At 49.0% G+C, this 13671-nt stretch carries 14 protein-coding genes; all 14 read left to right on the top strand.

Annotation, left to right across the window (positions count from 1 at the left end):
* The first annotated feature begins 9 nt into the window (after positions 1-9).
* The 14 genes from FGQ86_RS00285 (at position 10) to FGQ86_RS00220 (ending at position 13670) form a co-directional block, all read left to right on the top strand.
* Positions 10-873, top strand: a complete 864-nt coding sequence (locus FGQ86_RS00285; RefSeq protein ID WP_033124630.1) for an aldo/keto reductase — start codon at positions 10-12, stop codon at positions 871-873.
* Complete coding sequence (locus FGQ86_RS00280; RefSeq protein ID WP_138302690.1) at positions 870-1313, top strand: thioesterase family protein; 444 nt, start codon at positions 870-872, stop codon at positions 1311-1313. The genes FGQ86_RS00285 and FGQ86_RS00280 overlap by 4 nt, the downstream gene beginning before the upstream one ends.
* 69 nt (positions 1314-1382) lie before the next feature.
* Positions 1383-1763, top strand: a complete 381-nt coding sequence (locus tag FGQ86_RS00275; RefSeq protein WP_138302689.1) for a DUF1540 domain-containing protein — start codon at positions 1383-1385, stop codon at positions 1761-1763.
* 211 nt (positions 1764-1974) lie between these two features.
* Positions 1975-3330, top strand: coding sequence for an AI-2E family transporter (locus tag FGQ86_RS00270; protein ID WP_138302688.1), 1356 nt, complete (start codon positions 1975-1977; stop codon positions 3328-3330).
* A 75-nt stretch (positions 3331-3405) separates the two neighbouring features.
* Positions 3406-4326: a homoserine O-succinyltransferase gene (gene metA / locus FGQ86_RS00265; RefSeq protein ID WP_138302687.1), complete on the top strand. Its 921-nt coding sequence runs from the start codon at positions 3406-3408 to the stop codon at positions 4324-4326.
* A 73-nt stretch (positions 4327-4399) separates the two neighbouring features.
* Complete coding sequence (locus tag FGQ86_RS00260; RefSeq protein WP_033124513.1) at positions 4400-6004, top strand: response regulator; 1605 nt, start codon at positions 4400-4402, stop codon at positions 6002-6004.
* Between the two features lie 9 nt (positions 6005-6013).
* Positions 6014-7051: a sensor histidine kinase gene (locus tag FGQ86_RS00255; RefSeq protein WP_138302686.1), complete on the top strand. Its 1038-nt coding sequence runs from the start codon at positions 6014-6016 to the stop codon at positions 7049-7051.
* Entirely contained in the window at positions 7026-8171 is a 1146-nt protein-coding gene (locus FGQ86_RS00250; RefSeq protein WP_171031480.1) for an ATP-binding cassette domain-containing protein, read from the top strand. Before FGQ86_RS00255 ends, FGQ86_RS00250 begins: the two co-directional genes overlap by 26 nt.
* Before the next feature lie 6 nt (positions 8172-8177).
* Positions 8178-8444, top strand: coding sequence for a hypothetical protein (locus FGQ86_RS00245; RefSeq protein WP_138302684.1), 267 nt, complete (start codon positions 8178-8180; stop codon positions 8442-8444).
* A gap of 111 nt (positions 8445-8555) precedes the next feature.
* The gene (locus FGQ86_RS00240; RefSeq protein ID WP_033124515.1) at positions 8556-9557 is read left to right on the top strand and encodes a substrate-binding domain-containing protein; all 1002 of its coding nucleotides are present in this window, start codon (positions 8556-8558) and stop codon (positions 9555-9557) included.
* A 94-nt stretch (positions 9558-9651) separates the two neighbouring features.
* On the top strand, positions 9652-11139 hold the full coding sequence (locus tag FGQ86_RS00235) for a sugar ABC transporter ATP-binding protein (protein WP_347562457.1): 1488 nt from the start codon (positions 9652-9654) through the stop codon (positions 11137-11139).
* A 17-nt stretch (positions 11140-11156) separates the two neighbouring features.
* Positions 11157-12164, top strand: coding sequence for an ABC transporter permease (locus FGQ86_RS00230; RefSeq protein ID WP_138302683.1), 1008 nt, complete (start codon positions 11157-11159; stop codon positions 12162-12164).
* Between the two features lie 39 nt (positions 12165-12203).
* A complete protein-coding gene (locus FGQ86_RS00225) occupies positions 12204-13091 on the top strand; it encodes a TIM barrel protein (protein WP_033124518.1) in 888 nt (295 codons plus the stop codon).
* A 15-nt stretch (positions 13092-13106) separates the two neighbouring features.
* Entirely contained in the window at positions 13107-13670 is a 564-nt protein-coding gene (locus FGQ86_RS00220; protein WP_138302682.1) for an SIS domain-containing protein, read from the top strand.
* Position 13671 lies beyond the last annotated feature (1 nt).

Raw genomic sequence — 13671 nt, 5'->3', positions numbered from 1 at the left:
GAGAAAAATATGAAAAATATGTACGACTGCTACACTTTGAACAATGGAGTGAAAAATCCCTGCCTTGGTTACGGCACCTACAAGGCGGCGGACGGAAAGAGCGCAGACATCATCCAGATGGCCATCGAGGCGGGATACCGGTATTTTGACACGGCCTCCTTCTACGGGACAGAGGAGTATCTGGCGGAGGCTATACGCAGAAGCGGCGTCCCAAGAGAAGAGTTCTTCATCACGTCCAAGGCCTGGAAGACCCAGATGGGTTACGAAAATGTAAAGGAGGCCTTCCGGCAGTCTCTGGAGGCGCTTAAGACCGATTACCTGGATCTCTACCTGATCCACTGGCCCCTGCCGGAGGAGGGCTACAGTAACTGGAAACAGCTGGACAAAGAGACATGGAGGGGGCTGGAGGAGCTGTACGAGGAGGGAAAGGTGAAGGCAATCGGCGTCAGCAATTTCCTCCCCCATCACATTGAAAATCTGCTGGAGGACTGCCGCGTCCGCCCGGCGGTGGACCAGATCGAGTTCCATCCCGGCTACACCCAGGAGATGACAGTCAGGTACTGCCAGGAGAAGGACATTCTGGTGCAGGCCTGGAGCCCCATCGGCAGGCGGGCCCTCCTGGATAATGAGATGCTCCAGGAAATGGCCGGGCAGTACGGCGTGTCCGTGGCCCAGCTGTGTATCCGCTACGCTATCCAGCGGGGGATCGTGCCCCTTCCCAAGTCCTCCGCCATGGAGAGGATGAAGCAGAACCAGGATGTGTTCGGATTTGAGATCACGGAAGAAGACATGTACAGGCTGGGGACTATGCCCCAGACCGGCTGGTCGGGACTGCACCCGGACGCCGGATCTGTGAGGAGGCCGGAAAAATGATGAGAGAGATACAGGAATACAGACACAAAGTGCAGTATTACGAGACAGACCAGATGGGGATCGTCCACCACTCCAACTACATTCGCTGGTTCGAGGAGGCCAGGACAGACCTTCTGGAGCAGATGGGGATGGGATATGACAGAATGGAGGCCCTGGGCATAGGAAGTCCGGTCCTGGGAGTGGAGGCGGACTATCTGCGGATGGTCCACTTCGGGGACATCGTGTCCATACAGACCAGGATGAAGGAGTACAACGGCATCAAGCTGACGCTGGAGTACGAGGTGACAGATGAGAAGACCGGCATGGTCCACTGCCGGGGGCTGACAAAGCACTGCTTTCTAAATGAGAAGGGGCGTCCCGTGTCCCTGAAAAAGGATTACCCGGATATCCACGCTCTCTTTGTGGAGATGATGGAGCAGGGGAAGCAGAAGCCAGAGTAAAAAAGAAGAATATTTTTCAAAAAAAGTGCAGATACTATCTCTGATAAACAGATAAAGGAGGTAGTATCAATGCCAGAATTAAAATGTACTGTACAGACCTGCATGCACAACCAGAACTATTACTGTACGCTGGACAAGATCCAGGTGGGAGGCAATTCTGCCCAGAGAGCGGAGGAGACAAGCTGCGACAGCTTCCAGGAAAGAGGAGGCGCCCAGACCAACTCCTTCGGAGGCTCCTACAGCAATTCCCAGAGTAATTCCTACAGCGGCGCCGCCGGCATGGGAATGGGAAACAGCACAGGCAGCGCATCCGCCTGCAGCTGTGTGGACTGTCAGGCAGTCCAGTGCAAGTACAATGACAACTGTCACTGCAACGCGGGAAAGATCAGTGTGGAGGGCGGAAATGCCTGTCAGAGCAGCCAGACAGAGTGCACCACATTTACCTGCTGAGACTAGAGCGGGCAGCGCGAGAGCGGCTGGAGAGCACGGAATAATCTTCCTATCATGAAAAAGAGAGGAAGGACGGCATATGTATTGGCATATGCGCTGTCCTTCCTCTCTGTATGTCCTTCGCATGCCTGCTGTTCCTTTCTGCGTTGCTTTTTCAGATGGGCATTGCTATAATAGTTTATATGCGCAGAATGAAAAGGAAATGATAGATATGACCGAGACGGAGAGGGAAACAAAAAAAGAGAATAAGGACAGGCCAAGGAGCGGGAGAGGAACCTCCTGGATCCGCCAGCAGTTTGGCCGGGGACTTACATATTTTATTGTGGTGGCAGCAGGAATTATGTTTTATTTTGCCCTGCTGCGGGCCACCAATCTGACAGATGTGCTCTGGACTGTGGTGGATGTGCTGAAGCCCATTTTGTACGGGCTTATCATCGCCTACCTGCTGAACCCCATTGTGAAGCAGGTGGACCGGCATCTCGGACCGGCGCTGAAAAAGAAGATGAAAAACGAGACAAAGGCAAAGAAGCTCTCACGGGCGGCCGGGATCGCCCTGGCTGTCGTGTTCCTCTTCTTCCTGATCACTGCCCTGATCAACATGCTGATACCGGAGCTGTACAAGAGTATCCGGGATCTGGTGATGACGCTGCCGGGGCAGCTGAACAGCCTAGGGCGGGAGTTCAACAGGTTCTACGCGAATGACTCTGCCATAGGCGATATCGTAAAGCGGGCTCTCAGCGAGGGGACGGATATGCTGCAGAACTGGCTTCGCACGGATCTGCTGGCCCGGATCAACGACCTGATGGCCAGCCTGACGGAGGGCGTGATCAGCTTCCTCAGCGAGGTGTTCAACGCTCTGATCGGCGTCATCGTGTCCGTGTATGTGCTGTTCAGCAAGGAGAAGTTTGTCTCCCAGACAAAGAAGACAGTCTACGCGGTGTTTTCCACCAGGAACGCCAACGCCATCCTCCATCTGACCAGGAAGAGCAACGAGATATTCGGCGGCTTTATCATCGGAAAGATCATCGACTCCGCCATTATCGGCGTGCTCTGTTTTATCGGCATTTCCATACTGAGGATGCCCTACGTCATGCTGGTCAGCGTGATCGTGGGAGTGACCAATGTGATCCCCTTCTTCGGACCCTACATAGGGGCGATCCCCTCGGCTATCCTGATCATGCTGGCCGATCCGCTGAAGGGCGTATACTTTGTTATTTTTATCTTCCTCCTGCAGCAGCTGGACGGCAATTTCATCGGGCCTAAGATCCTCGGAAACAGCACAGGGCTTTCCGCCTTCTGGGTTATCTTTTCCATCCTCCTGGGAGGAGGGCTTTTCGGGTTCCTGGGGATGCTCATGGGGGTGCCCACCTTTGCGGTGATCTACTATATTGTCCAGACAATCGTCAACAGACGGCTGGAGAATAAAAATCTCCCTACTCAGTCGGACTTTTATGACGAGCTGAGCTATGTGGATGACAGCGGCTCCTACGTGGGCGGCGGAGATGCCGGCGATACCCGCGACGGGCAGGGCAGCGAGGCGGAAAACGGCAGGCAGGACCAGAAGTGAGGCAACAGAGCCAGGACAGCGAGATAACAGAGTGAATATATAGAAGAATTCAGAGAGGATAAAGGAGAAAAGACTATGCCAATTCGAGTACAGAACGATCTTCCGGTAAAAGAGATACTGGAGCAGGAGAATATCTTTGTGATGGATGAGCACCGGGCTACCCATCAGGACATCCGGCCCATCCGCATCGGGCTTCTGAACCTGATGCCGCTGAAGGAGGACACGGAGCTGCAGATCCTGCGGTCCATGTCCAACACACCCCTTCAGATTGATGTGGTGTTCATCAATGTGTCCAGCCATGAGTCCAAGAACACGTCCACCAGCCATCTGAACAAGTTTTATCTGCCCTTTAAGGAGGTAAAGGATCAGAAATTCGACGGCTTTATCATCACCGGCGCCCCGGTGGAGCAGATGCCCTTTGAGGAGGTGGACTACTGGGAGGAGCTGACCGAGATCATGGAGTGGACCAAGACTAATGTGACCTCCACCCTCCACCTGTGCTGGGGAGCCCAGGCGGCCCTCTACTACCACTACGGGATCGACAAGGTGCCTCTGGAGAAGAAGCTGTTCGGCGTCTTCAGCCACAGGGTGCTGAACCGGAAGATCCCCCTTGTGCGTGGATTTGACGATGTGTTCCTGGCACCCCACTCCAGACACACCGACGTGCCGGCGGACAGGATCCGCGCGGACGGCAGGATCACCATCCTGGCGGAGTCAGAGAAGGCGGGGGCTTTCCTGTCCATGGCCGGGGACGGACGCCAGATCTTCGTCATGGGGCACCCGGAGTACGACAGGGTCACCCTGGACGGGGAGTATAAAAGAGACCTGGCCAAGGGGCTGCCCATTGAGATGCCGGAGAACTACTATCCGGATGATGACCCGCAGAAAAAGCCTCTCCTGACCTGGCGGGCCCACGGGAACAACCTGTACACCAACTGGCTGAATTATTACGTGTATCAGGTGACGCCCTACAACATGATCGGGACACCGTTTTAAGAGAAGACTTTTGGTGTTGGCCAGCAGATGATAACGTAACTGATACATCTTTGCGATTGAGAAGGAAGAAAAAATGCAGAAGAGGAAATGGCAGGTTTTAATTGTTGAGGATGAATTTCGGATAGGGATGCTGATCAAGCATCTGATTCGCTGGGATGAATTCAATATGGAGTGCGTGGATGTAGTGGATAACGGTGAGAGCGCTTTTGAGCTCATACAGAGAGTGCCTCTTGATATTGTCATCACTGACATCCGTATGCCTAAAATGAATGGGCTTGACCTGATCAGCAAGGCAAGAGAGCTGCATGAAGAGATGAAGTTTATTGTGATCAGCGGGTACAAGGAATTTGAGTATGCGCATCGCGCACTTCAGTATGGCGTAGACGATTATCTGTTGAAGCCGATCAATGAGAACGAGCTCAATAAGGTGATGAAAAAGCTTCACACAGAGCTTATGGAGAAATATCAGCAGTCCATAGAACAGATGGAGATGAGGGAAGCGGTTTCTGAGAGCCGTCAGATCATTAAGAGAGATTTCCTGAAAAATATTATTGAGCAGGAAGACGAAATCCAGCCGGAAGATATGCGGGTGCCTCTGGAGGGAGAGATCTACAGGGGGATTGATATTAAGCTGGACTACGTGGATTACAATAAGCATGATAAAAAGCAGGATAAACTGACTGTTGAGAGAATCACCTCTTCGGTGGAAAGTATCCTTCAGACAGAGGCGGAGGAAGTGCTGATCTGCGAGAAGGAAAATCTGCATATCTACTGTCTGTTTAACTACGACTGCAGCAAAACAAAAGAGATCAGGAACAGGATCAGCGATATCCTCTCATCCGTTAAGGAATATCTGATGGGATTTGAACAGTATGAGGTGACGATAGGAGTAGGAACTGAGAGAACGGAGTTCAGTGAGATCCGGTTTTCTATACGTGAGGCGAACCAGGCTGTCGGAAACAGGATCAAGCTGGGAGTTGGCAGAATCATTTACGCAGAGTCCATTACCCGCGGACGAAAGACAGATTCCGCTGATTTTATTGACAGATACAGAAATGATATACTGACAAGTATCGAGAGTTATTCCCGGGAGAAATTGGAACAGTGCATTAATCAGATGTACAGTGAATTTATGTTGAGAGACGATCTGGATTTTTCCGTATGCTATGAGTTGGCTGAAGCTCTGATCACTCTTTTCTTTGAACATATCGATATGCAGCACGATGAGTCCAGAAGTGTCAGAAAAGGACTGAAGTCCAACTGCCAGCACTGCTATACGATTCCGGCGTTAAAAAGTCTTCTGAAGGAGAGCCTTGGAGGGTACCTGGACGCAAGCCGGGAGGCTATGGAAGCAGAGTCTGCAAAACCGATCAGACAGGCACAACAGTATGTGGATGAGCACTACGGAGAGAAGATTGTACTGGAAGACCTGGCTGATATTGTCGGGCTTAATCCAGTGTATTTCAGCGTACTTTTCAAAAAAGAGACAGGAATCAATTTCAGCGCATATCTTGTCAATATCCGCATGGAGAAAGCCAAGGAAATGATCTGCGATACAAATGAGACGATCGCTGCGATCGCAGAGAGTGTGGGATATAAGGATTCCAGATATTTCAGTCAGATTTTTACCAAGACAGTCGGGGTGAAGCCGGCTCTTTACCGTAAGCTGCACTCGTAGGAGGGAAGCATGAAACAGATCCGGGTTACGAAAATTATATTAGTGATAGAGACAGTGCTTGTTTTTCTGCTGGTGGGAGCACTTGGTCGGATAGGCTATCCCCCTGTGACACTGTTCTTCCTCTGCGTACTCCAGCTGATGTTGGACGTTGTTGTCTTTTGCGCTGTGATAAAACCGCTAAAAAATTTAGGTGAGACTCTGGACATGTTCGCGGGAAGAAACTGGACTGACGAAGAGTTTGAAGAACGGACGGAGAGTGTGCCGTATATCAGACAGATCAGAGAGATGATGGACCGGTATGCGGCCCAGAAGACAAGAGAAAACTCGGCGCAGATATTTGACAAGCAGACAGAGCTCACAGCTCTTCAGAGCCAGATCAATCCTCATTTTCTCTACAACACACTGGAATGCATCCGGGGACAGGCCCTGATGGACGACAATCGGGAGATAGCAAGGATGGTTGAGGCTCTGGCAGCCTTTTTTCGGTACAGTATCAGCAAAAAGGGAAGTCTTGTCACCCTCAGAGATGAGATGGCAAATATTGACAATTATATGCTGATACAGAGGTACCGTTTTAACAATCGGTTTTCTATGGAGATCATCATAGACGAGGAAGATGAGGAGGCGTACAATTTCCTGATTCCCAGGCTGATCATCCAGCCTGTTGTGGAGAACGCTATTTTCCACGGGCTTGAGGAGAGACTGGAAGGGGGGAAAGTTGTTATTGAGGTGATTGTGACAGAAAAAAATCTGATCATCACCATATCGGATAATGGCAAGGGAATTGAAAAAGAAAAGCTTAAGAAACTGAATGAAAAGATTCGATCAAGGGATATAAAGCTGGAAGACGGCGCCGGGAAGGATCAGAGGAATACAGGGATTGCCCTTCCCAATATCCATAAGAGGATCCAGCTTCTGTACGGAGAGGAGTATGGTGTCAATGTATACAGCACACCGGGACAGGGAACCGATGTGGAAATTACAATCCCGGTAAACGATGGGACAGACAGGGGTGGGGAGAATGAAGAAAGAAATATTGCGGATTAATGATCTGAATTATACTTATACTTCGACAAACAGGCTCGAGAATATTTCACTTTGCATTCTGGAAGGGGAATGCGTGGGATTTCTCGGGCTTACTTATTCAGGAAAAGATCTTCTCGTACAGCTTTTGGACGGAAATCTGGAAGGTGGTATAGACGGAGCCGCGGTTTATATTGCGGGGGAAAAAGTGAGCGGGAGCAAGTACCTGCGCGAAAAGGTGTATCGCATAACCGCGGACAACTATCTGATCGACGACTGGACAGTGGCGGAATATATTGGCCTTGTTGATACAGGATGGCTCGGTATGCTGCTGCATGGGAGACAGCTGGCGCAGGAGATAGGACAGTATTTTGAAAGCCTGGGGCTAAAATTTGATGTATCAAGAAAAATGAGGGAGCTCACCGAGGCAGAAAAGAGAATCGTAGATCTGGTTAAAGCACTGAAGAGGGGAGCAAAATTAGTCATTATTGAAGATGAGTTTGAGGGCATGGACTCGAGGGACATTGCGCTTTTTGCAGATGCGATGAAAAGATTGATAGCAGACCGGATGGCTGTTGTCGTGAACAGTCATTCTAATATGATCATGCATCTTCTGTCCGACAAATATATCATTTTCAGCAAGGGACGCATTGTGAAAAAATGCTCCAAGAGTTATATCAGAGACACTGAGCATTTGGAGCAGTTCCTTTTGAGTGGAGGGACGATAGCCGGGAAGACAGCAGCGGGAAGGTATGTTCAGGAACAGGCGGAAGACGAAAATATTGTGTATAGAGTAAAAGGTTTTGTGTTTCAGAAAGAACAGAGAAGAGATTTTGCGTTTGCTAAAGGAAAAGTGGCGTCATTTCTTATATTGGACGGAAAAGAGAAAGAACGATTTTTTATGGCCCTTTCAGGCAGAATACCAGAGGAGGATATCGAGTATGTTGTAGATGGCCGGCGTTATAGAAGTGTGAGCCCGGATTTCCTTGTCAGGCATAAAATCGTGTCTGTTAAATCCATGGGCGGACAGGATGAGATTTTCACAAAGATGTCTGTGGAGGAAAACCTGCTGCTTCCGTCCCTTTACAAGATTTCCTCTCTGGAATATATTTCTTACGCCGGTGGTATGGCAAGGATGGCATGAGAGAACATGGAAAAAGAAGAGACAGACCAGACAGCAATGGCCGGGAGTCTGGAAATCAACGATGTGATCAGCATGACTTTGGAACGATGGTATATTTACAACCCCAAGGTCCTCATCCTTTTTGAACCTTTTATTCTGTGCGATGCATATGGGGTGTCGATCGTGAAATCATATATAAAGAAATTTGCGGCCAGAGGTACATCTGTTGTGATCATAAAATCCAGGGAAGAGTATGTGGAGGATATCTCGGATGAGATTATTAACCTGCGATAATGTCTAAAATTAGTCTCACTTATTCTAAATTTTGTCTCGTTGGAAAAGAAAAAAACGTGATATATAATAAAACCATCAAAAAGAGAGAAAATTCAGAAAAGGAGGAGTAAAATGAAAAAGAAAGTTTTAGCGGTATTGCTGACAGCAGCTATGACTGCCACACTGGCAGCCGGGTGTTCAGGAGGATCATCTGACGGAGGAGGATCCAGCGAAGGCGGCGGTGGAGCGGCAGAGGACATGACCTTTGTTGTTGTACCCAAAACCGTGCATGCATGGTTCGATGAGGTAAACAAGGGAGCTCAGAAAGAGGCTGATCTTCTCTCCGAGCAGCTTGGAGTGGAAGTGAAGATTGATTACAGAGCTCCGGAGTCAGCAGAGGTTTCTGAACAGAACTCGGTACTGGAGCAGGCAGCAGCCACAGAACCGACAGCGATCCTGATCGACCCTGTAGATTATGACGGAAGCGCGGATATTATTTCTGAGATCCAGGACAGAGGTATTCCGGTAATCCTGTTTGACGCGCCCTCACCTGAAGGTAGCGGGCTGACATCCGTAGGTAATGATTTCGCGGAGCAGGCAGAGATTGCTGTGGATATGCTGATCGAGAACATGGGCACATCCGGAAAAGTGGCAGTTATGCAGGGCGCGCCTACCGCTCCCAACCATGCAGAGAGATATCAGGCTCATCTTGATGCTCTGGCACAGTATCCGGATATTGAAGTGATTGACGGCGGTATCGACAATGACAACGTTGAGACGGCTCAGTCCCAGGCAGCGGCGGTTCTGGCGGCTAACCCGGATCTGACCGGATACCTGAACTGTGACGCTTGTGGCGCTGGCGTAGCAGCAGCCATTGAGGAAAAAGGCATGCAGGATCAGGTGACATTCGTTGCCATGGATAATCTGATCGAGATCCTTGATTACGTGAAGTCAGGAACGATCACAGCCACATCCTCCACACTTCCCCAGGAGCAGGGAATGTACGCGGTTCTTATGGCATACCAGGCAGCCCAGGGAATGGATCTTCCGGCAATGGTTGACACGGGAATCGGACAGATCACACAGGACAATGTAGATGAGTGGATTGAGATTGTTAGCGCTCAGTCAGAGTAGGAGCGATCAGTAAATAGTTTTTTTAACGACTAGTAAGCGGGGGCTTGTAACTCGATTTAATCAAGTTGCTCGCCCCCGCTTTAGTGTGAGGAGCATGTCTATGAAAATATTAGAGGCGAAAAATATTACAAAGATGTTTCCGGGCGTTGTCGCCCTGGATTCTGTAGATGTGGCCTTTGAACCGGGAGAGATACATGCGATTATCGGAGAGAACGGTGCGGGTAAAAGTACATTGATCAAATGTCTCACCGGCGTCTATGAGCCGGAGGAAGGAGAGGTGCTGATCGGCGGGGAAAACGCAGTGAAGAATAAGGCGCTTTTCGGAAAAATCGCGTATGTGCCCCAGGAAATCGACCTGTTCGGATATATGTCCGTTGCGGAAAATCTGTTCATGCCGTATGAGAAATCCGGTATCAAAGGTACAGTTAATCAAAAAGAGCTGGAAAAAAGGGCGGTCCCTATTTTGGAGAAGTTTTCCATTCCCATTAAACCAAGTGATCTGGTAAAGGATATTTCCGTATCATCTCAGCAGCTTCTTCAGATCGCACGTGCAACAGTACATGAGGATTACGATGTTCTGATGCTGGATGAGCCCACTACCAGTTTGACAAGCAGGGATACAGAAATCCTGTTTGATGTGGTGAGAAAGATAAAAGAAGAAAACAAAGCGATTATCTTTATATCGCATAAATTGGAGGAAATATTCCTGCTGTCGGACGTGATTACTGTTTTCAGGAATGGGAAAAAGGTGGCTTTTTCCAAAACAGAAGATGTTGACACCGACTGGGTCATCAGGCAGATGACGGGACATGAAGTGGATCAGAATGAACGCTTTTACTCCACGAAAGTATCTGATGAGATTTTGATGGAGGTGAACCACCTCACAGGAGAGAAATTTACAGATATTAGCTTTAAACTGCGAAAAGGAGAAATCCTTGGTTTTTCCGGCCTTGTTGGCGCGGGACGGAGTGAACTCATGCAGGCAGTGTTCGGCTACCTTCCCGTTTACGCCGGATCGGTGAAGATTGACGGGAAAGAATGGAAACTGGGAGACACGAATTATTCTGTAAGGAACGGACTCATTTATCTGCCGGAGGAAAGAAAGAAGCAGGGTATACTCCCGGTGCTGTCTATCAGGGAAAATATTTCCATCTCTGTACTTGATAATCTGAGAAGCGGATTAAATATATCCAGAAAGAAGGAAGAAGAACTGGCTCAGGATGTGATAGATACATACGATGTGAAGACACCTGGATCAGATAAGGAAATCCAGTTCTTATCCGGAGGAAATCAGCAGAAAGTTATCATTGGTCGGGCAATGGCCAGCAAACCAAAGCTTTTGATTTTTGATGAGCCCACCAAAGGTATCGATGTAGGAACAAAAACGGAGATATACCGCCTTATGAAAAAGCTTGCGGAGGACGAAGGTATCGGTATTGTGATGATATCATCTGAGATGGAGGAAGTAAAAAAATGTTCCAACAGGATCATTGCAATGTACGAGGGAAGGATAGCAGGCGAATTTGATGAATATGCCGGGCAGCAGGATATTCTAGGGGCGATCATCGGAGTGAATTCTTAGGTAAAGAGGAGTTTGTTATGAATAAAGAAAACACAAAACAGAAAACAGGAAATGCATTTGTCAATGCATTGAAAAAAAGTAATATGACTGCAATGGCGGCCATCCTGGTTGTCATGATCATCATTGCGAGTGTTGTATCCCCTTACTTTCTGAATATTTATAATCTGCAGTCAGTGCTGAGGGATCTCGCGTTCATTGGAATGATCGGTATTGCACAGTCGCTGCTCCTTCTTGTAGGAGAACTTGATCTGTCGGTAGGAAAGATCGCATGTCTGTGCGGTATCCTTTCCGGTATGCTGATGGTAAATGCGGGAATTAACCCGTGGCTGGCATTGGTAGTAGGGCTGATACTTGGTGTTATATTTGGTTTTGTCAACGGGATCATCATCACTCGTCTTCGGCTGAATTCCATGGTCGCCACGATCGGTATGCAGGGCGTGTATGGAGGAGTAAACCTTGTTATTACAAAAGGAAAAGCCGTAACGGGTATCCCGGCTGATGTACAGTTCCTTGGGAAAAATTCCATAGGTCCCGTTCCTATTCCGTTTATCATCTGCATTATTGTCCTTATCATTATTTTATTTTTGGTAAAGAAAACAAAGACCGGGCGCTATATTTATGCCATTGGTAACAGCAAGGAAGCCGCAAAGATCCTGGGTATCAAAGTGGACCGCATCCGCGTGATGATCTACTCCATCGTCGGCCTGATCTCCTCCCTGGCAGGGCTTTTGTATGTTTGTCGTCTGGGATCAGCCCAGACAGCCATAGGTGAAGACTGGCCCATGAACTCCATCGCCGCATCTGTTATCGGAGGCCTCTCCCTGACAGGAGGAGTTGGAAATCCGGCAGGAGCACTGATCGGAGCAGCGGTTATCACCATTATCCAGAACATTATCGTACTGTTCGGTGTTAACTCTTACTGGCAGTCGGCAGTCAGCGGCATCGTCGTTGTACTTGCTATTTCCTTCAGTTCTATTTCTGACATCGTACGTGAGAAACGGCAGAGAAGGATCAAACTTAACTAAATAGACGCAACAGGATCTTATACACAGGAGGTTTAATCTATGAAACTTGGTTTAAATTTGTCTTTTGCTGTAAAGCGCTGGCTGGATCCGGTTCAGCTGGCCAGGATGATCAAACAGGATTTTGGCACGGACCATGTCCAGTTCACCTGGGATCTGATCGATCCCTGGTGGCCGGAGGAATACAGAGATGTCATGGTGGATCAGTATAAAAAAGCATTTGCGGACGAGGGTGTGGAGATTGACGGAACATTCGGTGGCCTTGCTTCCTATTCTTATGCGCATCTGCTGGCACCGGCCAGGGAACAGCGGGAGGCGGCGCTTGTCTTCTTTAAAAGAGCGATCGATCTGACAGTGAGAATGGGATGTCCTGTCATGGGAACGCCTGTAGGCGGCATGACCTATGATGACGCTAGGGATCCGAAGAAGAGGGAAGAGTTATACCAGGATATGCTGGAGTCCCTCAGAAAGCTGGCGGCTTACGGCAAAGAAAAAGGCTTGAAGGAGATCCATATTGAAGCGACTCCTCTGATCACGGAATTTCCTCACAGCCCGGAGGTGTCCGTCAAGATGATGCAGGATCTTGAGGGAAGCAAGATCCCGATTAAGTTGCTTGTAGACTGGGGACACGCCCTGTTCAAACCTCTCCTTAAAGAAGAGGCGGACATTGAGCTGTGGTTTAATAAATGTGCTCCATACATCGGTTCCATCCATCTCCAGCAGACGGATGGACTGTGGGACAGGCACTGGGATTTCACTCATGAAGGAGGAATTGTCACACCGGAGCTGATCAGGCGGGCGACGGAAAATGCGCATCTGGATGATATTCCTCAGTATCTGGAAGTGGTCACTATATTTGAGGATGATGACGACCATGTATACGAGGGGATGAAAAAAACGATGGATTACCTGCACAGAGAGCTCGGTTAAAGGGGGGAAGATGGTATGGATTACAGGGAAATGTATGAGAAAATACTGGATGAGCACAGGCAGGTATATGAGAAGACTGATCAGGCGGGACTGAGAGACTTTATAGAGGAAGTAAAAAAACATGACCGTATTTTCCTTATAGGCGTTGGAAGGGAAGGCATGGCAACAAGAGCTTTTGCCATGAGGCTGATGCATATGGGGAAGGAGATCCACTGGATCTGGGACGATACCACTCCCGCGATCGGGGAAGGCGACATGCTGATCGCGACTCTGGGAGACGGGCGTATCGGGCATATTAATTATGTATGTGAACGGGCGAAAGAGGCCGGGGCCATGATCTATGTGGTGACCGGTTCGCCGAGTGGAGATACGGCTAAAAATCTGGCAGACAAAGTCTTTTTTGTCCCGGCAGCAGTGTACAGAGGGACTGATGAGGTGGTTCCCTCCTTCCAGCCCATGGGAAACCTGTTCGAGCAGTGCCTGTTCATTCTGTTTGATATGATCGTTATGATGATAGTGGATGAGACGGAGGGACTGTCTTTCGAAAAAATGGCTAAACGCCACAGAAATGTAGAGTAAG

Origin of the sequence: Clostridium sp. BSD2780061688st1 H5 (genome assembly GCF_005845155.1) — a bacterium.
In the GTDB taxonomy this organism is placed as follows: Bacteria; Bacillota; Clostridia; order Lachnospirales; family Lachnospiraceae; genus Claveliimonas; species Claveliimonas intestinigallinarum.
Note: the sequence above shows the minus strand (reverse complement) of the source record. Positions and strands in the feature narration are given on the sequence as shown.